Raw genomic sequence first — 23,751 nt, 5'->3', positions numbered from 1 at the left:
GGGCCGGGTCTCAGGCGGTGCCCTCCCGCGTCGCCACGGGCTCGGGGCCCGCCTGCCGGCCGGGCTCCCCGGCGGCGCCGGAGACCCTGCCCCACAGGAAGCCGATCCCGGCCCAGCTCACGTCGGCGAGGGTGAACATCACCCTGGACACCACCGCGGCCACCAGTGCCCTGGGGGAGTCGAGCACCGGGGCCAGGGCGAGCACCATCGCCCCCTCGCGGACGCCGATCCCGGCGGGGACGACCACGGTGAGGATGCCCGTCGCCCAGGCCAGCGCGTACGCGCCGGTGGCCACCAGGTACAGGGAGTCGCCGGAGGCGCCCAGGTCCGCCATGGGAAGCAGCAGGTGGGGGCCGTAGGTCAGCCAGCCGGTCACGGTGAGGGCCACCGCGGTGAGCACGGCGCGGCCGCTGAGCAGCCGGCCCTGCCCGAGCGGTTCCTGGCGGGCGATCCGCATGGCCAGGTTGAGCCCGAAGGTGAGCACTCCGGGGTGCAGGCAGACGGCGATGACCGGGATCAGCGCCAGCAGGTACCACGCCTGGGTCATGGTCTCGCGCAGGGTCACCGCCGCCACGACGAGGGCGCAGCCGAGGGAGACCAGCACCGACAGGGTGATGGAGCCGAACATGCGCCGGGGCGGGACGCGGTGGTCGCGGCCGAGCTCGATCATCGCGGCGTACGCCCAGACGCTGCCCGGCACGTACTTGCCGAGCTGGCCGATGAAGAAGATCCTCGCGGTGGTCCCGAGGGGCAGCGGGGAGCCCATTCCGGCCAGCAGCGCCCGCCAGGCCAGCACCATCAGACCGATCCCGGCCATCACCGACAGGTAGGACCCGGCGAGCGACCACCAGGAGAGCTGCGAGACCGCGGCCACGGTCTCGTCGCGGTTCCTGGCCAGGCCGTAGCCGAGGAAACCCACCGCGACCAGCGCGAGCAGCACTCGGAGCAGGCGGCTTGACCGCAGTCGGCTGAGCATCCGCCAAGGGTACGACGCTCTCCTTACTCGACGGTAGGGTCATCGGCCACCGGTACTCTTGGGCGGCGTGGTGGCGCGTCCGCGGGCGTCGTGCGCGGTCCGGCACCATCCGGAGGAGAAGTCCCGGCGGCACGCGAACCGGCGGCACGCGAGGGGGAAGAGGAGCGGTGGGCGAGTGATGAGCGCCGAGCGGGTCGCACAGCTTGAGTACTCCGAGTTCCAGGCGGCGATGCTGGACGAGGAGAAGCGCCGCAGGAAGGCGGCGAAGATCGTCGCGGTGCTCGGGCACTTTCTCGGCAGGGAAGAGGACGTCCTAGCCGGTCTGACCGTCGCCGACATCGGCTGCTCGGCGGGGTTCATCGCCGACGAGCTGGCCGCGGCGGGCGCGAGCCGGACGTTCGGCGTCGACATCGACGTGCCGGGCCTGCGCAAGGCGGCCCAGCGGTTCGGCGAGCGGGTCGAGTTCGTCTGCGCCGACGGCACCGCGCTGCCCTTCCCCGACGGTTCGATCGACGTGCTGGTCTTCAACCACATCTACGAGCACGTGGTCGACCCGGACGCGATCATGGCCGAGATGCGCCGGGTGCTCTCCGAGGACGGCGTGCTCTATCTCGGGCTGGGCAACCGGCTCGGCGTGATGGAGCCGCACTACAAGCTGCCGTTCCTGTCCTACCTGCCGCCCGCGGCGGCCGACCGCTACGTGCGGCTCTTCGGCCGGGCCGACAGCTACTACGAGCGCTATCGCACCCGGCGCGGCCTGCGCAGGATGGTGCGCGGCCTGCGGGTGTGGGACTACACCTTCCCCGTGCTCGCCACCCCGGCGGCGTTCGCGGGCGACGAGCTCTTCGGCGGTGTGGCGGGGCGGGTGGCCGGTGGCGTGCTGTCGCGGCTGCCCCGTCCGGTGCTGCGCGCCCTGCTGCCCGTGGTGCCCACCTACCTGTGGGTGGCGACCAGGGGTGAGCGCCGCCCGGCCGGGCGGTCGCTGCCGCGGCCGCCCGAGCCGGTACGTCCCCTGTGAGCCTGCGGTGAGCGAGGACGGAGGCGCCGTCCGATCCGGCGCCTCCCCCCTGAGACGGCTGGCCCGCGTCGCCTTCCTGCTCCTCGCGCTCGGGTTCGGCGCCTGGGTGGTGCTGAGTCAGTGGGACGACATCCGCGCGGGCTTCGCCCGGCTGTCCGCGCTGTCGCTCGTGTTGTCGCTGCTGGCGGTGCTCGCCGCGCTGTGCGGCGGGATGATGACGTGGCGGGCACTGCTGGCCGACCTGGGCTCGCCGCTGCCGCTGCGCGCGGGGGCGAGGGTCTTCTTCGTGGGCCAGCTCGGCAAGTACATCCCCGGTTCGCTCTGGCCGGTGATCGCTCAGATGGAGATGGGGCGGGAACTGGGCGTTCCCCGGTCGCGCAGTGCGGCGGCGTTCTTCCTGACGCTACCGGTGCAGCTCGGCAGCGGTCTGGTGGTCTCGGGGGTGACGCTGCTGGCGGCCCGGCCGGGGGCGGCCGCGCCGTACGCCTGGGCGTTCCTGCTGATCCCCGTGCTCGCGGTGGCCTTCGAGCCGAGGGTGGTCAACGCGGTCCTCGGGTTCGGGCTGCGCAAGCTGAGGCGCGAGCCGCTGGAGCGCCCCCTCACCCGCAGGGGCATGCTCACCGCGCTGGGCTGGGCACTGGGCGGCTGGATCGCGTACGGACTGCACCTGGCGGCGATCGTGCACGATCTCGGGCCCTCCGGGTTCTCCGCGGTCCTCTTCTCCGTCGGCGCGTTCGCCCTGTCGTGGTGCCTGGGCATCATGACGTTCGTCGTCCCGGCGGGGGCGGGCGTGCGGGAGGTGGCCATGGTGGCCGTCCTGGCGCCCGTGCTGGACCGGGGGTCGGCCATAGCGGCGGCGCTCTGCTCCCGGATTGTGATCATTCTTGGCGATCTCGTCTGCGCGGGTCTCGCGGGTCTGGCCGCGCGCCGCGCCACGGCTTCCAATAAGGACCACGCTTCGGGAAAAGCCGTGTGATTTCCCCCATGATTTCGGAGACTCTGGCAATAGAGTGAACGAAGGAGGGGGACGGCCGTCCCGTGTGAATCATGAGGGGAGCGATCCTTCTTGACGCCTAGAGTGCTCGTCGACGCGGCCGCGGTTCCGGCCGATCGCGGTGCGCTGATCAGGTACGTCGATGGACTCGTCGCCGCGCTGGACAGGGCGGGCGCTGATCTCGTGGTCGTCTGCCAGCGTGCCGACGCCGCCCGATATGCCGGACTGGCGCCCTCCGCGCGGATCGTGCCGGGGCCTCACGGGATCACCAACAGGGCCGCCCGCCTGACCTGGGAGCAGACGGGTCTGCCCTTCCTCGCCCGGCAGGTCGCCGCCCAGGTCATCCATGCCCCCTACTACTCGATTCCGCTGAGCTCGGGCCTGCCGACCGTGGCGACGGTGCACGACCTCACCTGCTTCACCGAGCCCCTGCAGCACGACGCGGTCAAGGCGGCGTTCTTCCGCGCCGCGACCCGCACGGCGGTCCGGCACGCCACCCGGGTGATCGTGCCCTCCAAGGCGACCAGGGACGAGCTGATCAGGCTGCTCTCGGCCGACCCGACCCGGATCGACGTCGCCTACCACGGTGTCGATCCGGCGCTGTTCCATCCGCCGTCCGAGCGTGAGGTCAAGCACGCCTCCGACCGGCTCGGCCTGCACGGCACCCCCTACGTGGCCTTCCTCGGCCCGCTGGAGCCCCGCAAGAACGTGCCGAACCTGATCCGGGGCTTCGTGCGCGCCGTCGAGGACATCGCCCACCCGCCCGCCCTGGTGCTCGCCGGGGGTGTCCGCGACGTCGAGGTGGACGCCGCGGTGGAGCAGGTCCCCTCGACGGTGCGGGTGCTCCGTCCCGGCTTCCTGTCCTTCGCCGACCTGTGCGGTTTCCTCGGCGGGGCGGTGGTCGCGGCCTTCCCCTCGCGGGGCGAGGGTTTCGGGCTGCCGGTGCTGGAGGCCATGGCCTGCGGCGCGCCGGTGCTCACCACGCACCGCACCTCGCTGCCGGAGGTGGGGGGCGACGCGGTCGCCTACACCGAGCCGGACGCCGAGAGCATCGCCGCCGCGCTGCGCACGCTGCTCTCCTCACCCGAGCGCAGGGACGTGCTGTCCGCGGCGGGTATCGCCCGTGCCAAGGAGTTCACCTGGGACGCCTCGGCCGAGGCACACCTGCTCTCTTACCAGCGCGCGGCCGAGTAGTGAGTTAACCTCTCGGAATGATGGAGACACCTTTGCCGGACCTAGAGGCGATTCTCCTGGTCGGTGGACGAGGGACGCGTCTGCGTCCGTTGACGCTGGACACCCCGAAACCCCTGTTGCCCACGGCGGGAGTGCCCTTCCTCTCCCACCAGCTCGCCCGGGCCAGGGCCTTCGGGGTGCGGCGCATCGTGTTCGCCACCTCCTACCGGGCGGAGATGTTCTCCGAGGCGTTCGGGAACGGCGAGGCGTTCGGCCTCGAACTCGAATACATGACGGAGGAGGTCCCGCTCGGCACCGGAGGGGCCATCCGCAATGCCGCCAAGGCGCTGACCTGCGGCCCCGACGACCCGGTGCTGGTGTTGAACGGCGACATCCTGTCCGGTCACGACATCGGCGACCAGATCGCGACGCACGTCGCACGGGGGGCCGCACTCACCCTGCACCTGACCGAGGTGGACGACCCCTCGCGCTTCGGCTGCGTGCCGACCGACGACGACGGGAGGGTGACCGCCTTCCTGGAGAAGACCCCGAACCCGGTCACCAACCGGATCAACGCCGGATGTTACGTCTTCACCCGCTCGGTGATCGACACGATCCCGGAGGGGCAGGTCGTCTCGGTCGAGCGCGAGACCTTCCCCGGCCTGATCGAGGACGGCGCCCTGGTGCTCGGCTACGCCGACGCGTCCTACTGGCTCGACGTGGGCACGCCCGCCGCCTTCGTGCAGGGCTCCCGCGACCTGGTCCTCGGCCGGCTCGTCTCGCCAGCTCTGCCAGGTCCCACCGGTGACTTCCTCGCCCTGCCCGGCGCCATGATCTCGCCCGAGGCCAAGGTCTCCGGCGGTTCGGTGATCGGCGCCCGCGCGATCGTGGAGTCGGGGGCGCAGGTCGGCGGCAGCGTGCTCGGAGACGACTGCATCGTGCACTCGGGCGCGGTGGTGGTCGACTCGGTGGTCGGCATCGGCGCGCGCGTCGACTGTGGAGCGGTCCTGAGGGATGTGGTCGTCGGCGACGGCGCCGTGGTCGGCCCCGGGAACGAGCTGCTCGCGGGCAGCCGGGTCTGGCCCGGTGTGGTGCTCCCCGAGTCCGCGATCCGCTTCTCCAGCGACATCTGACCGGTCCCGCCGCACGGCGTGCGGGAGATCGTGGCGGATCGGTCGTACCCGCTCTCTCAAGGAACGCGGGGCCGGCCGGCCGCCAGGGTCGGGCGGTGCGCGGCCATCCGCTCGCGGACCGTGGCCGCCCGCGCGTGACCGGTGGTCGTGCTGAGGACCCCCTCGTCGGGGGAGGGTTCCAGGCGATGCCAGTCGAGGCTGTCGCGGGTGTCGGCGCCCACCAGCGGGGCGAGGACGGCGACGGCGACAAGGGCAAGGAGAAACCAGAACATTTTCGGCTCCTGGGGGTGGGGTCCGAGGTGGGTGCCTCGGAGGAGGGCCGGGGATCTTCGCGGCTGCGAAGGTTCCGGCTGACATGTCCAATCTATGTATCTGCAAGCATTTATGTCTATCGAGATCTACTTGTGGTGAGTCTTTAGTGAATCTGAAGTATTGGACCGAGGTCCGGCACCCGCCGCCGGGCACGTGAGCGCCGCGCCGTACTGTGACGTCATGAGTCCCAACCCCACCGACAACGCGATGCGCCGGGCTCTGGCCAGGGCACGCGATGGCAAAACTCTTGATATCGCTGAGGCCACAGCCCTGTTGCATGCCAGGGACGCGCACCTGGAGACCCTCCTTGACCACGCCGGGAGGGTCAGGGACGCGGGTCTGGAGGCGGTCGGACGACAGGGGATCATCACCTACAGCCGCAAGGTCTTCATCCCCCTGACGAGGCTCTGCCGGGACCGCTGCGGATACTGCACGTTCGCCACCGCCCCGCACAGGCTGGAGAGCCTGTTCCTGAGTCCCGACGAGGTGCTGGAGATCGCCGCGCAGGGCGCGGCCATGGGATGCAAGGAGGCGTTGTTCACCCTGGGGGACCGGCCGGAGGACCGCTGGCACCAGGCCCGCGAGTGGCTGGACGCGCACGGCTACGACGACACGCTCTCCTACGTCCGCGCGATGGCCGTGCGGGTGCTTGAGGAGACCGGGCTGCTGCCGCACCTGAACCCGGGCGTCATGACCTGGCGGGACCTGCAGCGCCTCAAGCCGGTCGCGCCCTCCATGGGCATGATGCTGGAGACGACCTCGCGGCGGCTCTTCGAGGAGAAGGGGCAGCCGCACTACGGCTCGCCCGACAAGGACCCCGCCGTGCGGCTGCGCGTGCTGGAGGACGCCGGGCGGACGAACGTGCCGTTCACCAGCGGCATCCTCATCGGCATCGGGGAGACGGTCGAGGAACGCGCCGAGTCGCTGTTCGCGCTGCGCAAGGTGGCGCGCGAGTACGGCGGCATCCAGGAGATCATCGTCCAGAACTTCCGCGCCAAGCCGGACACCGCGATGCGCGGCATGCCCGACGCGGACCTGCAGGAACTGGCCGCCACCATCGCGGTGACCCGGCTGGTGCTGGGGCCGAAGACGAGGGTGCAGGCCCCGCCGAACCTGGTCGACTCCGAGTACGAGCTGATGATCAGGGCGGGCATCGACGACTGGGGCGGCGTCTCGCCGCTGACGCCCGACCACGTCAACCCCGAACGCCCCTGGCCGCAGATCGACGACCTCGCCGCCCGCACCGCCGCCGCCGGGTTCACGCTGCGCGAGCGGCTGACCATCTACCCCGAGTTCGTGCTGGCGGGGGAGCCCTGGCTGGACCCGAGGCTCAACGCGCACGTGGCCGCCCTGGCGGACCCCGACACCGGCCTCGCCCGCGAGGACGCGGTCGTGACCGGCCGCCCCTGGCAGGAGCCCGACGGGGGCTTCGTCTCCCTGGGCCGCGTCGACCTGCACACGGAGGTCGACACCGAGGGCCGTACCGCCGACCGCCGTGACGACTTCGACCACGTCTACGGAGACTGGGAGGCGCTGAAGGAGCGCCTGCCCGCCGCGGAGGGCACTGCCGGGGGCGGCGCCGTCAGGGGCGATGTGCGGGAGGCGCTGCGGCAGGCCGAACGCGACCCGGCGGGACTGAGCGACGCCCAGGCGCTCGTCCTCCTCGACCTCGCCGGAGACCCGTCGGGCGCCGGCGCCGACGACGCCGCGCTGGACGAGCTCTGCCGGATCGCCGACGGCCTGCGCAGGGAGGCGGTCGGCGACGACGTCACCTACGTGGTGAACAGGAACATCAACTTCACGAACGTCTGCTACACGGGCTGCCGCTTCTGCGCCTTCGCGCAGCGCCGCACCGACGCCGACGCCTACACCCTCTCGCTGGACCAGGTCGCCGACCGCGCCTGGGAAGGATGGCAGGCGGGGGCGACCGAGGTGTGCATGCAGGGCGGCATCCACCCCGACCTGCCAGGCACCGCCTACTTCGACATCGCCAGGGCGGTCAAGGCCAGGGTGCCCGGGATGCACGTCCACGCGTTCTCGCCGATGGAGGTCATCAACGGCGCCAGCCGCACCAACCTGTCCATCGAGGACTGGCTGGTCGCCGCCAGGGAGGCGGGCGTCGACTCGCTGCCGGGTACCGCGGCGGAGATTCTCGACGACGACGTCCGCTGGGTGCTGACCAAGGGCAAGCTGCCCACCGCCGAGTGGGTCGAGGTCATCTCCACCGCGCACCGGGTCGGCATCTCGACGACCTCCACGATGATGTACGGCCACGTCGACAACCACGCGCACTGGGTGCGGCACATCCGGCTGATCCGCCGCATGCAGGAGGAGACCGGCGGGTTCTCCGAGTTCGTGCTGCTGCCGTTCGTCCACCACAGCGCGCCCATCTACCTGGCGGGGATCGCCCGCCCGGGGCCGACGGCGCGGGAGAACCGGGCGGTACACGCGCTGGCCCGCGTCCTGTTGCACGGCGCGATCGCCAACATCCAGTGCTCCTGGGTGAAACTCCAGGACGGGCTCTGCCGCGAGGTGCTCATGGGCGGGGTCAACGACCTGGGCGGCACGCTGATGGAGGAGACGATCAGCAGGATGGCCGGGTCGGAGAACGGCTCCTTCAAGACGATCAGCGAGATCGAGGCCATGGTCGCCCCGACCGGGCGACCGGTCCGGCAGCGGACCACCTCCTACGGCGTGCCCGACGCCGAGCGGCTGGCCGCGGCCAGGGCGAGCGACGGGGTCTGCCGGAGCGTCCGCCCCAACGCCCTTCCACTGCTCTCGCTGGAGGCGTCGACAAAATTATAACAAGTTCTATATTTGCTTGCCTTCCGCGAGGGGTTCGTTGACACAATCGTCTTTCTCCTCTAGCGAGAGGTCTCCGTGTGCCCTCCTCCGGTCGACACCGTGTGGCCGTCGGCGCTGAGCGGCGTCGACGTCAGGTCCTGCTGCGCCTGTCGCTGGCGGCGGTCGCGATAGCGGTCGCCCTGGCGGGGAGCGCCGTCCTGGTGCTCGACCAGGCGGGGGGTTCGTGCTCGGCCCGCGACCCGGTGCTGGTCGGGGTCGCCGCCGCCGTCGACATCGCCCCGACCGTCATGGAGGCGGCGGGGCGGTTCAACCAGAGCAGGGCGGGCGTCGACGGCCGGTGCGTGCTGGTGCAGGTGACCGAACAGCCGCCCGCCACGGTGCTCCGCACCCTGCTCGGCGGCACCGCGGGAGTGCTCAGTGAGCGTCCGGACGGCTGGATCTCCGACTCCTCGGCCTGGATCCGGCTCGCCCGCAAGCAGGGGGCCGCGGACCTGGCCGGCACCGAGACCGTCATGGCGACCTCGCCCCTGGTCTTCGCCACCCGTAAGTCCCTGGCCCGGCGTTTCGCGGTCGGTAAGACCGACATGAACTGGCGGATGGTCTTCCCCGCGACCACCCGTGGCCGGATCCGGCCGACCGAGAACGAGCCCGACGTGGTCCGCGTCCCCGACCCGTCGCTCGCGGGTGCCGGGATCGCCACCGTGGCCGCGGCCAGGGACGTGGTCGGCAGCGGCGCGGAGGCCGACCGCGCGCTCACCGCGTTCGTCCGCTGGGCGCAGGCGGGGGCGGCGCCGGACTACCGGACCATGCTCGCCGCCGTCGACGACCGCTCCTTCTGGCAGCGCCCCGTGGTGATCGTTCCCGAGCAGTCGGTCTGGGAGCACAACCGCCGGCCGTCGGACGACCCGGTGACCGCCCTGCATCCCCGTGAGGGGACCATCAACCTCGACTACCCGTACGTGGTCACCTCCTCCGACGAGGCCAAGGCGAGCGGGTCGAGGGCCTTCGCGGCCTGGTTGCGCTCCCCCGAGACGCAGGAGGCGGCCCGCAGGGCGGGCTTCCGCTCACCCGACGGCTCCCTGGGGCCGTACTCACCCGGTCCCGACATCCCCACCGAGGCGCCCCGCACCCGCCCGACCATCCTGCCCGGCATGATCGACGAGGCGCTGGCGGCGTGGAGCAGGCTCGCCCCGCCGACCAACATCCTGGTCCTGGCGGACAGCGGCAAGCACATGGCCGGGCCGATCAACGGGCAGCGGGGGAAGACCCGGCTGACCGTCGCCCTCGACGCCGCCAGGCTCGGCCTGCAGCTCTTCCCCGACTCCACGCACATGGGCATGTGGGAGTTCTCCTCGGCCAAGGGGGAGGACCAGCGTGAGCGGGTGCGCCTCGGCCCGATCACCGAACCCGACGGCGGCCAGGTCATCCGGCGCAGCCGCCTGGAGGAGCTGACCCGGACCCTGCGCGCCGACCCCAAGGAGCCCAGCGCCCTGTACGACTCGGTCATCGCCGGGTTCCGCGCGCTGACCGAGTCCTATGACGAGACCATGAACAACACCCTGCTCGTCATCACGGCGGGCAAGGACGACGGCAAGGGCATCTCCGGCACCAAGCTGGTGGAGAGGCTCCGCGGTGACTGGGACCCCGAGCGCCCCGTCCAGATCGTCGTCCTCGCCTTCGGCACCGACCTCGACCGCGCGGCCCTCACCCAGATCACCTCGGTCACCAACGGCTCCCTGCACGTCGCCCAGCGCCCGGAAGAGATCATCGACGTCTTCCTGTCCGCTCTGGCCCGCCGCCTCTGTCACCCCACCTGCGCCAAGGCCCCGTAACCGGCCGTCGCCGGGCGGCGAACGGCGGCTCGGGCCGCAGGCCTGGACCGTTCCAGCGGGAGATCGGGGATGGTGTCTGGAATTTCAGTAGTCATTGGCCTACTCTTAGTGACGAAATCCTGCTTCTCTCCAGGTGGGAGGTACATCGATGGAAAGTGCCGACGGCCGGATCATGGCGCTCATCGTGATCGCAATGATCGTGTTCGCCGTCTCACGGCTCTGACAGTCCCCCGTATGCCGGCAGTGACGAGAATCCTGCTTCCCCCGGTAGGAGTGCGACGTGGACAGTTCGAACGGCCGGATCCTGGCCCTGGTCGTAGTGGCCACGATCGTGTTCGCCGTCGGACGGCGTTTCCAGCGGACGATGGACGCCTGGGCGGGATGGGGTAAGGCGATCGAAACGGCCGCCGAGGCCGCGTCGAAGATCCCCGGCGCCAAGGCGGCGGCCTGGAAGGCGGTCCGCCGCATGATCGTGGTCGGCCTGGGTGCGCTCATCCTGTTCGCGGTGGTCGCGAACGTGATCCGCTACGGCTGAGCCTCCGAATCCCGGATCGGGTCCCGGAGCCCTGCGGTGACCGGAAACGGTGTCGGCTGCTGTGATGGCCGGGCGCCCTCTTCACTCTGCGCGGCATGGGGGAGATCGTCAGTACGTCTGGCCGGGCGACCCGAGCCGGGATCTGCCCGCCTGGCGGCCGGTTGAGAAGGTTCCGCCTTTCCATAACGCCCGAGCGTATCGGGAAGTTTTGAGACGGCGGCGTGATCTTTGCCTGGAAGGATCTTCTTTCCCTCCAGGCGCCAAAGGAAACCGAATGAGACGGATCATCGCCGGTCTTGTCGTGAGCCTCCTCCTGCTCACGCCGCTGCCCGCCCGTGCCGACGCGCTCGATCCGATCAAGACGCTCCGCGCCCAGATCGTACCGGGCAGAGGCGTCACCATCTCTGTGGCCACCCGCGTGTCGGCCGACGGCAAGCACATATTCACCAGCCGGACCACGCGGGTCGCCGGATTTCGTAAGGGAGGGCTGGTGGAAACAGACGACATCAGCACGTTCTACTCGCCGATCCGCTCCGAGATCTCCGAGATCCTGGAGGCGGAAACTCTCTTCCCGACGCTTCTCATCAAAGTCGAAGGCGCGTACTACACCTCGGGTGGTGAGCTGATCGGCAAGCTGCCACTGGACAAGAAGTGGGTGCGCAGTCGATGGCCCGAGTCCAGTCCCATGGACCTCACGGTCGATCTCTTCGAACCCGGTACGCTGCGGGCGCTGCTCGCCACCGCCTCCTCCGTCGGCCCGCGCACGGCCAAGGGCACCATCCATGCCTCCAAGATCCCCGGTCAGCCCCTCGGTGGAGGGTTGGGACGCGACGAGGAGGTCGCCTGGGCGCTCTGGTTCGACGCCAAGGGCAGGGTCACCCGCCTGACCACCACGACCTCTCAGCAGACGAACGACAACTACGAGCTGGGTATCCGTTCCGACCTGCGCTTCACAGGCTGGGGCACCAAGGTGACGATCGAGCCGCCGCCCGAGGACCTGGTCATCGACGCCGAGGACCTTCCCGAGGAGGAGGGCCTGTTCTGGGAGCCGCCGGTGACGATCGAGACTCCTCCGAAGGGGAAGTGAGACCGGGCCGCATGGTGAGGTCGGATGGCCATGCCTGCGATCGTTCAGATGGCTGAAGAAGAGGTGTGTGTGGCAGGCGAGGAAAGTTTGGCGGCCGGTACGCGGGAAGGCGGCCCGCAGCGGTGTGGACTGCTCATCGAACGTGCCAAGACGTATTCGATGATGAAGCGCTTCGATGAGGCGATCGCAGATCTGACCGAGGTACTCCGGCTTGATCCCGGCAACGACATCGTGTGGAGCAGGCGGGGTGAGTTGTACCGAAGGACGGGCCGGTTCCAGGAGGCCGTCGCCGACTTCGACCGCGCGATCGAGATCGACCCGGAGTACGCGTACGCGATCGGCAGCCGGGGGCAGGCGTACGAGGCGCTCGGCCGGTTCGGGGAGGCGCTGGCCGACTTCGACCGTGCGGTTGAGCTGACCCCGGACGAGGTCTGGCTCCTCAGCGAGCGGGCGGACCTGCTGCGCAAGGTCGAGCGGTACGAGGACGCGGAGACCGATCTGAGCCGGGCCGTGATGCTCGCCCCGGAGGACACCGACCTGTACAACGCCCGCGGCGACCTCTACTACCAGGTGAACCGCTATGACGACGCGATCACGGATTTCTCCCACGCGCTGAGCATGGAGCCGAACAACGTCTGGGCACTCGTCTCGCGCGGCGAGACGTATCGCATGATGGACAAGGTCGATGAAGGACTCGGCGACCTGAACCACGCCCTTCAGCTGGAGCCCGACAACGATCGCGCTCTGGGGAGCCGCGGGGCGATCCTGCACGAGCTGCACCGGGATGAGGAGGCGGTGGTCGATCTCACCAGGGCGATCGAGATCGATCCCGAATACACCTGGGCCTACGTCCGCAGGGGCGAGGTGCTGCGGTCCCTGGGCCGTTACGAGGAATCGCTCGTCGATATAAATCGGGCGATGGAGCTCGACGGAGGCGCGGACGGCTGAGCGGATCGGCCGAGGCCCCCGCCCGGACGAGCCGATCCTGTCTCCCGCACGCGTGGCGGTGCCGCGGCTCAGGTGCCGCGACACGAGCCGGAGCCGCGCGTGCGGGGGCCGGGCCTAGCGGACGACGATGAAGTCGGCCGCCTGCCTGGGGGCGCGGTCCCTCGGAGGGGCCGCGGGGTGGCCGATGGCGACGGCCCCCATCGGGTCCCAGCCGGCGGGCAGGTCGAGAACCTCGCGGACGACGTCGCGGCAGAACATCGTGGAGGAGACCCACGCGGAGCCCAGACCCTCCACCGCGAGCTGGACGAGGAAGTTCTGCACTCCCGCGCCGGCCGCGACCACGAACATCTCCCGCTCGGCGGCGTTGCGCCGGTCGTCGCGGTAGCCGTGCGAGCCGTCCATGACCAGGCAGGGCACCGCCAGGTACGGGGCCGCGCGCAGCACGTCGCCCCGCCTGACCCGCCTGGCGATCGACTCCTCGGAGAGGCCGTCGCCGCGCAGGTCGGCGATCCAGGCCTCGCGCATGGCGTCCAGCAGCTTCTCCCGAGTCCCCGCGGACTCCAGCAGGACGAACCGCCACGGGGTCGTGTGGTGCGGGGCGGGTGCGGCGATCGCGGCGTCGACGGCCCTGCGGACCTTGGCGCCGTCCACGGGCTCCGCGGAGAACTCCCGGACGGTTCTGCGGGCGAAGACCACGTCGCGGGAGCCGTACCGGAACATGTCGTCGGCGGACGGACGGACCAGCTCGCGGATGCCCGGCCCGTCGTCCTCGGTGGTGTACTCGGCGAGGCCCCTGATCACCGCCACCGGGGTCTGCGCGACCTTCCCCTTGACCAGGTCTCCGGCCGCGGCGAACTCGTCGGCGACGGCGGTCAGGGTGACCTCCAGCGCGTTGCCGTAGTCGTCGGACACGCCTCGGTAGTCGAGAGAGGGAGTCACCCCGGCGACGCCGACGGCCATGTCGGTCTGGCCGTTGCGCCACGGGCGGCCGAAGGTGTCGGAGATGATCACGCCGACCGACACGCCGAGCAGTTCCGCGATGCGCGCCCTGATGGCCGAGGCGGAGGCGTCCGGGTCGACGGGCAGCAGGACCACCGTGTCCGGCCGGGTGTTGGAGGCGTCGACCCCGGCGGCGGCCATGACGAACCCGTGCCTCGTCTCGGCGATCACGGTCTCGCCCCTGCGGGCGACCACCCGCCTCGTCTCCGCGCCGACGGCCTCGGCGCGGTTCACACCGTGCAGGACCCGGCCCTCGGCCTTGCTTGAGATCTTGGAGGTGACCACGAGGATGTCGCCGTCACGCAGATCGGGCAGGGCCGTGACGATCAGCTCTCCGACGTCGTCGCCCTCGTGGACCTCGGGTATGCCGGGAACGGCGAAGATCTCCACTCTGACGTCGGCGGGACTCCGCCGCCCGCGCCTGCTCCGGCTCATCGCGAGCCCTCCCCGCCGGCGGGGGAGGACGCGAGCCGCGTAGCCATGTCCAGGGCCGCGCGGGCGATGGCGGCGGCGGCCTCGGCGTCGTGCATGATCAGCGGGCGGGCCTCGACGTCGACGCCGGCGAGGGCCACCCCGGCGTCCTCCTCCGCGACCAGCCAGCCGTTCACCAGCGGTGACCCGTACAGCTCCAGGACCGCCTGCGCGGTGGTCCGCACGCCGATCGCGGTCAGGCAGGCGTCGGCCATGCCGCGCACGGGGGCGCCGCCGATGATGGGGGAGACCCCGACGACCGTCTTGCTCTCCAGGGCCTCGCGGATGCCCTTGATCTGCAGGATCGTGCCGATGCTGACGACCGGGTTGGACGGCGGGAGGACGACCGCGTCGGCGGCGGCGATGGCCTCCAGCACGCCGGGGGCGGGGGACGCCTGGTCGGCGCCGACCAGGATGATCTGCTCGGCGGGAACCGAGGCGCGCAACCGCACCCACCACTCCTGGAAGTGGATGGCGCGGCGGCCCCGCTCGTCGGTGATGACCACGTGGGTCTCGGTCCGGTCGTCGCTCATCGGGATCAGGCGCACGCCCGGCTGCCAGCGCCGGCACAGTGCCTCGGTGACCGCCGACAGCGGGTATCCGGCGTCGAGCATCTGGGTGCGCACGATGTGGGTGGCGAAGTCGCGGTCGCCGAGGCCGAACCACTGCGGCTCGACGCCGTAGGCGGCCAGTTCCTCCTTGACGACGTGCGACTCCTGCCGTCGTCCCCAGCCCTGTTCCTCGTCGATGCCACCGCCCAGGGTGTACATAACGGTGTCGAGGTCGGGGCAGACCCGCAGGCCGTAGAGACTGATGTCGTCACCGGTGTTGCCGATGACGGTGATCTCGGAGTCGGGGGCGGCGGTGAGAAGACCCCGCAGGAAGCGGGCACCACCGATTCCGCCGGCGAGGGACACGATGCGCATGCCGTCCAGTGTTCCACTAGGTCGTCACGGATGTCGGCGGGGTGCCGGGAGAGGGGTGGGGCAGTCTTTTCATGATCGTTATGAGGGCTGTCCGTGCTGGCAGAATCGCCTGTCCTGGTGCCCGAATTATGGACATATAAGGTGCAATGGAGCACTTATGGGGTTGGTGGGCTTCCTGGGACTACCAACAGCAAAGTCAGCCATGTGCAAAACTGGCCCGGGTTTACCTAAAGACCCTATGGGGGTAGTTGTGATCAATGTCGAGGCGGGCCGGCTCCGGGAACCGGCGGCGTGGCTCATGGTAGCCGTCGCGTCCGCGAGTGTTCTCGTCGGCATCGAACGCCTGCTGTTCGGTGGATCGTCCTTCGCCGTGCGCGCGGCGGGCTACCTGGGTCAACTCACCTCGCCGACAACCGCCGCGCTGCTCGTCGGCGCCGTGCTGCTGGCCACCCACCTCGGTCCGGTGATCGAGCGGCTGAAGCCGATGGCCCTCGTGGCGGCCGGTACGCTCGTGCTCTCCGTGCTCTTCGGCGCGATCAGCCTGCTCACCGCGCTGTTCGGGGGGGTGACGGATCTCCAGGAGAAGATCGAAATTCTCCTCATCCACCTGCCCGCCCTCGCGCTGATCACGGTCGCACTGCTCTACGTGCTGCCGAAGGCGATCCCCGCCGGTTCACGCGCCGGTGCCCTCCGCGCCGAGGACGGTTTCGGCCGCCCCGCCGAGCACCCCCGGGAGCAGGGGTACCACCCCCAGCAGCCCGTTCCCGCGCAGGGACAGGTTCCCTTCCAGGACCATCCGCAGGCGCCGGGCGGGTACCCCCAGGGCCAGATGGCGCAGCAGGGTGTCCACCACCCGCAGGAGGCGCCGCCCGCCCAGGCTCCGCAGCCTCCGCAGAACCTCCCCGCGCTTCCGCCCGCGCACGTCTCCGAAGGGTACGGGCAGCAGGCGGCCTCCTACGCGCCGTCCGCGCCGCAGGCAGGCGACGGGCAGTCCCAGCCTCCCTACCAGCCGCCCGCCGAGAACCAGCCGTACGCTCCCCCGCCCGGTTCCTACGCGCAGTCCCCCCAGCAGCCGGAGCCGCAGGGGCAGGGGTACCCGCAGTCCATGCCGCCGCAGCCGCCGCAGCCCGTCTCCCAGCCCGTCGCGCAGACCGGGGGCTATACCCCGAGCCCGTACATCGCGGCCGACGTGCAGCCCCCGGCTCCGGCCAAGCCGTACGAGCCGCCGGCAGCCGCCTATGACCCGCCGGTCTACGCCGCTCCGGTGGATCAGCAGCCCCAGACGGAACCCCGGCTGCCGAGCTATTCGCAGTTCCCCGACTCGGCGTACGGGCAGCCCGAGCCGCAGGGCTTCGGCCGGCAGGCCGACCCGCCGGCGTACGGTCAGGAGTCGCAGCCGGTGAGTTCCGGGCGGCACTCCAGCCCGAGCCTGCCGAGCTATCCGCAGTTCCCCGACTCCCCGGCGTACGGGCAGCCGGAACCGCAGGGCTTCGGCCGGCAGACCGACTCCTCGGCGTACGGCCTCCGCCCGGAGCAGCGGCAGCCGGACTACGGGCAGGCCGATCTCCCCGGGTACGGGCAGCCCGAGCCGCAGGGCTTCGGCCGGCAGGCCGACTCGCCGGCGTACGGCCAGGAGTCGCAGCCCGCGGGCTCCGGCCGGCGCTCGGAGTCGCAGGGCTACCCGCAGGCCGAGCCGCACTCCGAGCCGCCGGCCTACCAGCGGCCCGAGCCGCAGGGCTTCGGGCAGCAGGACTCGCAGCCGTCCGGCTACGGTCACCAGTCCGAGCAGCAGGCCCCCGCGCCCTACCCGCCGGTCGACGGCCGCCAGGGCCCGGCGTTCGACGGCCAGGCGCAGTCCTTCCCGCAGCCTCCGGAGAACTACGGCCAGCCGTTCGGCGGTTACCCGAGCGCGGAGTTCGCCCGCCCGGCCGAGCCGGGCCCGCAGTACCCCGCACCCGATCCGGTGGACCTCAGGTCACAGCAGATGGCCCAGGCGTACCAGCAGGCGGAGAGCTACCAGCAGCAGGCCCAGGGCACCGAGCCGCAGCTTCGCGTCCCCGAGTACGGCTCCTCCGGCTACGACGGCCCGTTCGGGCATCCGCAGCAGGCCCCCCAGGCCCCCCAGGTTCCGCAGAACCCCCCGGCCCCGCAGGCCCCGTACCAGACGCAGGGCGGCGGTCACCAGTGGGACCCGCGCTCGGAGGCGACGCTCAGGTTCGACCCGAGCACCTACTCCGGAGACCCGCTGAGCGACCCCGCGCTCGCCGTCAGGACGTGGGACTCGCAGCCGATAGACCCCACCGCGATCTACAAGCCCGAACAACGCCCAGGTCAGGGCATGGATTAGCAAAGCCCGGATAGAGAGAGGGTGGGCCCCGGTCAGGATCAGAACATGTCCTGGTACGGTTCCGACCGCCGAGAGCACTGAGCCCCTGGCGATCGCGGCGATCACCTGGTGCAATTGCCGTCGTGGCAGGCACACGACCCACAACCGGGGAGAGCAGGTCTTTCCCCGGATACCAGCATGCCGCTTGACGCCACACCGGGCACGCGCGTGTAATTACACACGTGTTGTTACGCCTTTCTCTGGGTGGGTAAGGGGGAGGCGTTCATAGGGGGGCTCCATTTGCGGGCGTGCGGCAGGGAGGTGTGCAGTGGCCGACCTGGTCATCGCACAGGAGAGCATCGCTGAAGAGCAGCTTGGCTGGCAGGAGCGCGCCTTGTGCGCGCAGACCGACCCGGAGGCGTTCTTCCCGGAGAAGGGAGGCTCCACCCGCGAGGCCAAGAAGGTTTGCCGCTCCTGCGAGGTGCGTGCCGAGTGTCTTGAGTACGCGCTGGAACACGACGAGCGGTTTGGAATCTGGGGTGGGCTGTCGGAGCGGGAGCGACGGCGGATCAAGCGTGAGGCGGTCTGAGCCGTCCGGGAAGCGGACGGCTGTAAGACTTGGGCACGCCGAGGTCCGGACGGTCTGGAAATCCAACCACTGAAGAACACCGAAGAAGTATGTGACGCCCCTTCGGGGGCGCTTGACGAATATCTCCATGGGGCCACGTGACCGTCGGTCACGTGGCCCTTTTTCCTGCGCGCGACCAGATGTAAGGCATAGTCAGACATAGGGTGTCGTATCGTTGTCGCGCCGATCATCAACGCCTCCTGAACACGGGACGTATGTCCATCACCGACTCCCAGCGCCCCCATCGCCCCCAGCACACGGTCACCGCGATCGTCGTCTCCCACGACGGCTCCCGCTGGCTGGGGGAGACCCTGGAAGCCCTGCTCCGGCAGACCCGTCCCGTGGACCGGGTCGTCGGGGTCGACAACGGCAGCAGGGACGGCAGCGCCGCGCTGCTGACCGGAGCCCTCGGCTCCAGAGCCGTGCTCACCCTGCCGCGCTCGACCGGCTTCGGCGAGGCCGTCGCCGAGGTGCTCGACAAGCTCGGCCCCGGCGGGGGGCAGGAGTGGATCTGGCTGCTGCACGACGACTGCGCGCCGGACGTCGATGCCCTGCGGATCCTGCTGGAGGCCGCCGAGGCGGATCCCCGGGCGGCGGTGCTCGGCCCCAAGCTCCGGGACTGGCTGGACCGGCGGATCCTGCTGGAGGTCGGCGTCACCGTCGACCGCACCGGCCGCAGGAACACCGGGCTGGAGGCCCGTGAGTTCGACCAGGGGCAGTACGACGGGATCAGGGACGTGCTCTCGGTCTCGACCGCGGGCATGCTGATCCGCAGGGATGTCTGGGAGGAGGTCGGCGGTCTCGATCCGGCCCTGCCGCTCTTCCGTGACGACCTCGACCTGTGCTGGCGGGTCAGGGCCGCCGGATACCGAGTGCAGAACGTCACCCGGGCGGTCGCCTGGCACGCCGAGGCCGCCACCAGGCGACGCCGCCGGATCACCGCCAGCGGTGACCACCCCCGCCGCCTGGACCGGCGTAACGCCCTCTTCGTCGTCATGGCGAATCTGCCGCTGAGGCCGCTGCTGTGGGCGCTGGTACGCAACGCGTTCGGCTCCGTCCTCCGCACGGCGCTGTTCCTGGTGGCCAAGCAGCCCGCCAACGCGCTGGACGAGTTCCTCGCGTTCGGCTCGGTGTTCGGCCATCCCATTCGGATGATCAAGGCTCGGCGGGTGCGCGCCAAGGGGCGCAGGCAGGCGTACCCGGCGATCAGTCGGTTGCTCACCCCGCCCGGTGCCGGCTACCGGCGGCTCGTCGACCGGGCCCAGAACTATCTGGCCGGGGGCGGGTTCGTGGAGTCCGAGGGGCGCCACCACGCGGTGGCGACCTCGCCGCACCCGCAGCAGGAGGACGGCGAGGAACTGCTCACCGACGCCGGTGTGATGCAGCGCGTCTTCGGAAACCCGGGCGTCCTGCTCTTCCTGGCGCTCGCCCTGGTCACGCTGATCGCCGAGCGCGCCCTGACCGGCGGCGCCAGGCTGGGCGGCGGCGCGCTCGTCCCGGTGATCGGCGGGGCCTCCGACCTGTGGGATCTCTACCGTGAGAGCCACCACCAGACGGGGCTGGGCACCGACGCGTGGGCTCCGCCGTACGTGGCGGTGCTGGCCGTGCTCTCCACGGCGCTGTTCGGCAAGACGTGGCTCGCGGTCTCGCTGCTGCTGCTCGGCTGTGTGCCGCTGGCGGGGATCTCCGCGTACGCGGCCACCCGGTCGATGATCCCGGGGCGCTGGACCCGGGTCTGGCTGGCCTCCTCCTACGCCCTCCTGCCGGTGGCCACCGGCGCGGTCGCCGCGGGCCGGCTCGGCACCGCGGTGGTCTTCGTGCTGCTTCCCGTCTACGCGGCGCTCGCCACCACGGTGCTCGCCGGGGAGCGGCGCCGTGCCCGCCGCGCCGCCTGGGGCCTGGGGCTCCTGCTGGCCGTCGGCACCGCCTTCGCCCCGCTGGTCTACCCGCTGACCGCGATCCTCGGCGCGCTGGCGGCGCTGGCCTTCCCGCGCCGGGGCGTCGCCGTCTCGATGCTCGTGGCGTTCGCCGTGCCCGTGGTCCTGCTGTTCCCCTGGCTGGCCCAGCTGGTCGCGGATCCCAAGCGGCTACTACTGGAGGCCGGGCTGCACCAGCCCGCGCTGGTCGACCCCGGGCTGCCCGCGCAGTCGTTGCTGCTGCTCAGCCCGGGCGGGCCCGGCATGCCGCCACTCTGGGTGACCGGCGGTCTCATCGCCGCCTGCCTGCTCGCGCTGCTGATGCGCCGCAACCGGATGGTCATCGCGGTCGGCTGGGGCGTCGCCCTCTTCGGCGTGCTGGTGGCCATCCTGGTCAGCAGGACCCCCGTCACCTCGATCAACGGCGATGTCGAGGCTCCCGCCTGGCCCGGTGTGCCACTGGCCTTCGCGGCCACCGGCATGCTCGTGGTGGCCGCGCTCACCGCCGACCGGGTCGTGGAGTTCCGGGCGGCCGGCGGGCTGCGCAGGCTCGCCGCGCTCGGGGTCGTACTGGTCGCGTTCTCCACGCCGCTGCTCGCCGCGGGCATGTGGATCGCCGAGGGGGTGAACGGCCCGATCCGCGGAACCGTACGCGACGTCATGCCCGCCCTCGCGGCGGTCAACTCCGCCGGTGGCGAGCGGACCCTGCTGCTGCGCACCTCGCCGAACGGTCTGCTCTTCACGGTGCTTCGCGGACGTACCCCGGTGATCGGCGAGGCCGACATCCCCGTGCCCGAGGGGCCCAGGGAGCGGGTCCGCGTCGCCACGGCCGGGCTGGTGTCCGGCAGGGGCGGCGACGACGCCCGGGTGCTGGCGGCGCACGGTGTCCGGTTCGTCGTGATGACCGCGCCCGTCGACGCGGCGATCAGCGCCGCCCTCGACTCGCAGCCCTCGCTGGCGAGGATGAGCCTGTCCCGCTCGGTCGGCGTGTGGCGGCTGACCCAGCCGATCGCCGTTCCGGTCACCCCGCCCGGCGACCCCTGGCACAGCCGCTGGCTGTGGGTACAGGCCGCGCTGGTGCTGGTCGTCCTGGTGCTGGCCGCGCCCGGCTCGCGTACCGAGTCCGACCAGCCCGCCGCCCCGCAGGACCTGCCCGAGTCCCGTAGAGAGCTGGCCCCCCGGTGAAATCCCTGATCGAGAACCGGTTCAGCCTGCTGGTGCTGGTGCTGGTGGCCCTGCTCGCCCTGTACGGGGTGGCCTCCGCCACCCAGCCACAGACGGCCGCCACCCCCGCGCCACAGGCTCAGAAGGTTCCCGTCGCCTCGGTGACGACGGTCTGCCCATCGCCCGGGGACGCCTCCGTCGGCGTGGTGGCCCCGCCGGGCAGCCGGGCGCAGGGGACCGCGGCACTCGTCACCGGTGACAGGACCCTCGCCACCCTCGACACCCCAGGCCGTCTCTGGCATGAGAAGATCCCCGCCTCGTCACCGCCCCTTGTCATCACGGCCACCGGGAGCATGGCGGCGGGCCTGGAGGTGGCGCAGACCCGCAAGGAGAAGTCGGGCAGGCAGCGGGGACTGGCCGGGGTGCGCTGCACCGAGCCGGTGGCGAGCACCTGGCTGGTCGGCCCGGGGCCGGCCGCGGCCGAGGTCACCCTCTACCTGACCAACGCCGACCTCGCCCCGGCCGTCGTGGAGATCATGGTCTATTCGGGCGAGGGTCCCGTGGTGGCCGACAGCGGTGGTGTGTTCACCCTGAAACCCGGTGAGAACCGTTCGATCAAGGTCGGGGATCTCGCGCCCTCGGCGCTCGCCCTGGCGATCCAGGTGCGCACCAGCTCCGGGCGGGTCACCGCCGCGGCCAGGGCGATCATGAACGGTGGGCGCGGCGTCGACTGGTTGCCCGCCTCCGCGGCCCCCGCCACCCGCGTCGTGGTGCCGGGCATCCCCGGCGGTGGCGGGAAACGCGAGCTGCTCGTCGCCTCCGACGCCGAGGTCGACACGCTGGTCGAGGTCAGGGCGCTCACCCCCGACGGGACGTACGCGCTCAAGGGCCGCGAGCTCGTCGAGGTGCCCGCCGGTTCCGTCGCCACCCTCGACCTGTCCACCGGGATCGGCGGCCAGCCGTCCGCGCTGGTGCTCACCTCGGAGACCCCGATCGTCGCGGGGCTCGTCGCCACCGGCACCGGGGCGAAGGTCGACGTGGCCTTCACCGCCGGGGCGGACCCCGTCGACCTGGGAAGCGTCGTCGCCGACAACCGCACGGAGGGCAAGGTGACCTCCCGGCTGCTGCTGACCGCGCCGGACACGGCGGGAAAGGTGAGCGTGCAGGTGGTTCCGCGCAAGGGCGAGCCGGGCGAGCCGTTCCAGGTGGACATCTCCGCCTCGCGTACCAAGCAGGTCAAACTGCCCAAGGTGGACGGGGTCTTCGCGGTGGTCGTGCAGCCGATGCCCGGCTCGGGACCGGTCTACGGCGGGCGCGTCATGGACGAGCGGCGGAAGGGCGGGCCGGCGCTGACCGTGCAGCCACTGGCCGCGGCCCGGATGTGGGCGCTGATCCCGCCGGTCGCGGAGTCCGCCGCGACGGTCCTGCCCTGACAGGCGGTTCGGACAGGTCAGTCGTGGTCGTCGAAGCCGGGGTCGATCGATTCCGGAGAGAGTCCGAGCAGGCCCGCGACCTGCTCGACCACCGCCTCGTGCACCATCGCGCCGAGGTGGTCACGGTCGCGGGACCGGCTCTCCAGGGGGCGGCGGTAAATGATCACAATGGCCGGGCGGTTCCCGTCGGCGGGCTTGGCCCGTCCGAACGGGATCGGCTCGCCGGCCGGCAGCCCGGGGCCGTCGCCCAGCTCGCTGATCGGCGGGACCTCCTCGACCGCGAACTCCACGGCCGCCAGTTGCTTGGCCCACCGGGGCTTGAGCCGGTCGACGGCGTCCAGGACGAGATCGTCGAACCGCTCGCTGCGGGACTTGGCGATCGGCACGTGCGAGGGCGCGAGCGGACCGCGCAGGCCGCGGCCGTGCCTGTCGCGCCTGCGGGGAGAACGAGGTCTGCCGGGTGCCGGGCTCACGGCCCCAGCTTAGACGTGACCCGAGCGGGGGTGGGAGTGCCGGTGACGGAAGGTGGCGTATCGAGTGCGCGAGCGGCCGTGTGGCGGGAGCGCGGAGGAGGGGCGTAAGCCATACAGGCGGGTGGAAGCCGGGACACGTGTCCGAATTGTGGCGACACGCTCGTTAAGAGCGCTCAGATAGTGGCGCCCCGGACGCTTACCGGATACGGTCCCACCGTGAGCCCCGTCCGCCGCTGTTCCCGCACCGCGTGCAGTCAGCCTGCCGTTTTCACGCTCACGTACGTCTACGCCGATTCGACCGCTGTTCTCGGGCCCTTGGCGACGTACGCCGAGCCGCACTGTTACGACCTGTGTGCCGAGCACGCCGAGCGGCTCACCGCCCCCCGCGGCTGGGAGGTGGTCCGCCTGCCGACTGACAGCGCCACACCGAGTACGGACGATCTGGAGGCCCTCGCCAACGCGGTCCGCGAGGCCGCGAGACCCGCCCCCAGCGGCGGCATCGAGCCGGTCGGCCAGGGCGTCGAGGTCGGGCGCCGGGGTCATCTGCGGGTGCTCCGCTCGGCTCAGCCCCAGCGCGACCGCTGACCCTACTAGGGTGGGGA

Annotated in this window: 19 protein-coding genes; 14 read left to right on the top strand and 5 right to left on the bottom strand. The window is 71.3% G+C overall.

What is annotated here, in order from left to right; all coding sequences use genetic code 11:
- Positions 1-10: 10 nt before the first annotated feature.
- On the bottom strand, positions 11-976 hold the full coding sequence (locus tag AB0J58_RS17430; RefSeq protein WP_364216518.1) for a lysylphosphatidylglycerol synthase domain-containing protein: 966 nt from the start codon (positions 974-976) through the stop codon (positions 11-13).
- A gap of 178 nt (positions 977-1,154) precedes the next feature.
- Here AB0J58_RS17430 and AB0J58_RS17425 point away from each other — a divergent pair, with 178 nt between their 5' ends.
- From AB0J58_RS17425 to AB0J58_RS17410, 4 genes are all read left to right on the top strand, one after another.
- Positions 1,155-1,994 carry a class I SAM-dependent methyltransferase gene (locus AB0J58_RS17425; RefSeq protein WP_364216516.1) on the top strand — a complete coding sequence of 280 codons (840 nt, stop codon included), beginning with the start codon at positions 1,155-1,157 and terminating at the stop codon, positions 1,992-1,994.
- A gap of 7 nt (positions 1,995-2,001) precedes the next feature.
- On the top strand, positions 2,002-2,970 hold the full coding sequence (locus tag AB0J58_RS17420; protein ID WP_364216513.1) for a lysylphosphatidylglycerol synthase transmembrane domain-containing protein: 969 nt from the start codon (positions 2,002-2,004) through the stop codon (positions 2,968-2,970).
- 90 nt (positions 2,971-3,060) lie between these two features.
- Positions 3,061-4,182: a glycosyltransferase family 1 protein gene (locus AB0J58_RS17415; protein WP_343980346.1), complete on the top strand. Its 1,122-nt coding sequence runs from the start codon at positions 3,061-3,063 to the stop codon at positions 4,180-4,182.
- A 17-nt stretch (positions 4,183-4,199) separates the two neighbouring features.
- On the top strand, positions 4,200-5,294 hold the full coding sequence (locus AB0J58_RS17410) for an NDP-sugar synthase (RefSeq protein ID WP_343980343.1): 1,095 nt from the start codon (positions 4,200-4,202) through the stop codon (positions 5,292-5,294).
- 56 nt (positions 5,295-5,350) lie between these two features.
- Here the strand turns inward: AB0J58_RS17410 and AB0J58_RS17405 are convergent, their stop codons facing one another.
- Complete coding sequence (locus AB0J58_RS17405) at positions 5,351-5,566, bottom strand: hypothetical protein (RefSeq protein WP_364216510.1); 216 nt, start codon at positions 5,564-5,566, stop codon at positions 5,351-5,353.
- Between the two features lie 220 nt (positions 5,567-5,786).
- Here AB0J58_RS17405 and AB0J58_RS17400 point away from each other — a divergent pair, with 220 nt between their 5' ends.
- From AB0J58_RS17400 to AB0J58_RS17380, 5 genes are all read left to right on the top strand, one after another.
- On the top strand, positions 5,787-8,411 hold the full coding sequence (locus tag AB0J58_RS17400; protein WP_364216507.1) for a bifunctional FO biosynthesis protein CofGH: 2,625 nt from the start codon (positions 5,787-5,789) through the stop codon (positions 8,409-8,411).
- A 101-nt stretch (positions 8,412-8,512) separates the two neighbouring features.
- Positions 8,513-10,243, top strand: a complete 1,731-nt coding sequence (locus AB0J58_RS17395) for a substrate-binding and VWA domain-containing protein (protein ID WP_364216504.1) — start codon at positions 8,513-8,515, stop codon at positions 10,241-10,243.
- Between the two features lie 280 nt (positions 10,244-10,523).
- Positions 10,524-10,778: a hypothetical protein gene (locus AB0J58_RS17390; RefSeq protein WP_364216501.1), complete on the top strand. Its 255-nt coding sequence runs from the start codon at positions 10,524-10,526 to the stop codon at positions 10,776-10,778.
- 274 nt (positions 10,779-11,052) lie between these two features.
- Entirely contained in the window at positions 11,053-11,865 is an 813-nt protein-coding gene (locus AB0J58_RS17385; protein WP_364216498.1) for a hypothetical protein, read from the top strand.
- 24 nt (positions 11,866-11,889) lie between these two features.
- On the top strand, positions 11,890-12,813 hold the full coding sequence (locus AB0J58_RS17380) for a tetratricopeptide repeat protein (RefSeq protein WP_364216495.1): 924 nt from the start codon (positions 11,890-11,892) through the stop codon (positions 12,811-12,813).
- 114 nt (positions 12,814-12,927) lie between these two features.
- Here AB0J58_RS17380 and AB0J58_RS17375 read toward each other — a convergent pair whose 3' ends face one another.
- Positions 12,928-14,247: a coenzyme F420-0:L-glutamate ligase gene (locus AB0J58_RS17375; RefSeq protein ID WP_364216492.1), complete on the bottom strand. Its 1,320-nt coding sequence runs from the start codon at positions 14,245-14,247 to the stop codon at positions 12,928-12,930.
- Positions 14,244-15,209, bottom strand: a complete 966-nt coding sequence (gene cofD, locus AB0J58_RS17370; protein WP_364216489.1) for a 2-phospho-L-lactate transferase — start codon at positions 15,207-15,209, stop codon at positions 14,244-14,246. The genes AB0J58_RS17375 and cofD overlap by 4 nt, the downstream gene beginning before the upstream one ends.
- A gap of 238 nt (positions 15,210-15,447) precedes the next feature.
- On the opposite strand from cofD, the gene AB0J58_RS17365 reads away from it, so the two are divergent.
- From AB0J58_RS17365 to AB0J58_RS17350, 4 genes are all read left to right on the top strand, one after another.
- Complete coding sequence (locus AB0J58_RS17365) at positions 15,448-17,556, top strand: hypothetical protein (protein ID WP_364216486.1); 2,109 nt, start codon at positions 15,448-15,450, stop codon at positions 17,554-17,556.
- A gap of 307 nt (positions 17,557-17,863) precedes the next feature.
- Complete coding sequence (locus tag AB0J58_RS17360; protein WP_037969494.1) at positions 17,864-18,124, top strand: WhiB family transcriptional regulator; 261 nt, start codon at positions 17,864-17,866, stop codon at positions 18,122-18,124.
- A 254-nt stretch (positions 18,125-18,378) separates the two neighbouring features.
- Positions 18,379-21,264, top strand: a complete 2,886-nt coding sequence (locus AB0J58_RS17355; RefSeq protein ID WP_364216483.1) for a glycosyltransferase family 2 protein — start codon at positions 18,379-18,381, stop codon at positions 21,262-21,264.
- Positions 21,261-22,676 (top strand): DUF5719 family protein, encoded by a 1,416-nt coding sequence (locus tag AB0J58_RS17350; protein WP_364216480.1) that lies wholly within the window; start codon positions 21,261-21,263, stop codon positions 22,674-22,676. The genes AB0J58_RS17355 and AB0J58_RS17350 overlap by 4 nt, the downstream gene beginning before the upstream one ends.
- Before the next feature lie 17 nt (positions 22,677-22,693).
- Here the strand turns inward: AB0J58_RS17350 and AB0J58_RS17345 are convergent, their stop codons facing one another.
- Positions 22,694-23,149 carry a metallopeptidase family protein gene (locus tag AB0J58_RS17345; protein WP_343980311.1) on the bottom strand — a complete coding sequence of 152 codons (456 nt, stop codon included), beginning with the start codon at positions 23,147-23,149 and terminating at the stop codon, positions 22,694-22,696.
- 216 nt (positions 23,150-23,365) lie between these two features.
- On the opposite strand from AB0J58_RS17345, the gene AB0J58_RS17340 reads away from it, so the two are divergent.
- Positions 23,366-23,734 carry a DUF3499 domain-containing protein gene (locus AB0J58_RS17340; RefSeq protein WP_364216477.1) on the top strand — a complete coding sequence of 123 codons (369 nt, stop codon included), beginning with the start codon at positions 23,366-23,368 and terminating at the stop codon, positions 23,732-23,734.
- Positions 23,735-23,751 lie beyond the last annotated feature (17 nt).

It is taken from the genome of Streptosporangium sp. NPDC049644 (assembly GCF_040675205.1).
Lineage (GTDB): Bacteria > Actinomycetota > Actinomycetes > Streptosporangiales > Streptosporangiaceae > Streptosporangium > Streptosporangium fukuiense.
This window is presented reverse-complemented; position numbering and strand designations above follow the sequence as displayed.

Coding starts and splice junctions, on each gene's coding strand:
- AB0J58_RS17375 (WP_364216492.1), bottom strand. CDS start 14,247: ATGAGCCGGAGCAGGCGCGGGCGGCGGAGTCCCGCCGACGTCAGAGTG.
- AB0J58_RS17380 (WP_364216495.1), top strand. CDS start 11,890: ATGGCCATGCCTGCGATCGTTCAGATGGCTGAAGAAGAGGTGTGTGTG.
- AB0J58_RS17410 (WP_343980343.1), top strand. CDS start 4,200: ATGATGGAGACACCTTTGCCGGACCTAGAGGCGATTCTCCTGGTCGGT.
- AB0J58_RS17405 (WP_364216510.1), bottom strand. CDS start 5,566: ATGTTCTGGTTTCTCCTTGCCCTTGTCGCCGTCGCCGTCCTCGCCCCG.
- AB0J58_RS17355 (WP_364216483.1), top strand. CDS start 18,379: ATGTCCATCACCGACTCCCAGCGCCCCCATCGCCCCCAGCACACGGTC.
- AB0J58_RS17430 (WP_364216518.1), bottom strand. CDS start 976: ATGCTCAGCCGACTGCGGTCAAGCCGCCTGCTCCGAGTGCTGCTCGCG.
- AB0J58_RS17385 (WP_364216498.1), top strand. CDS start 11,053: ATGAGACGGATCATCGCCGGTCTTGTCGTGAGCCTCCTCCTGCTCACG.
- AB0J58_RS17365 (WP_364216486.1), top strand. CDS start 15,448: ATGGGGGTAGTTGTGATCAATGTCGAGGCGGGCCGGCTCCGGGAACCG.
- cofD (WP_364216489.1), bottom strand. CDS start 15,209: ATGCGCATCGTGTCCCTCGCCGGCGGAATCGGTGGTGCCCGCTTCCTG.
- AB0J58_RS17400 (WP_364216507.1), top strand. CDS start 5,787: ATGAGTCCCAACCCCACCGACAACGCGATGCGCCGGGCTCTGGCCAGG.
- AB0J58_RS17425 (WP_364216516.1), top strand. CDS start 1,155: ATGAGCGCCGAGCGGGTCGCACAGCTTGAGTACTCCGAGTTCCAGGCG.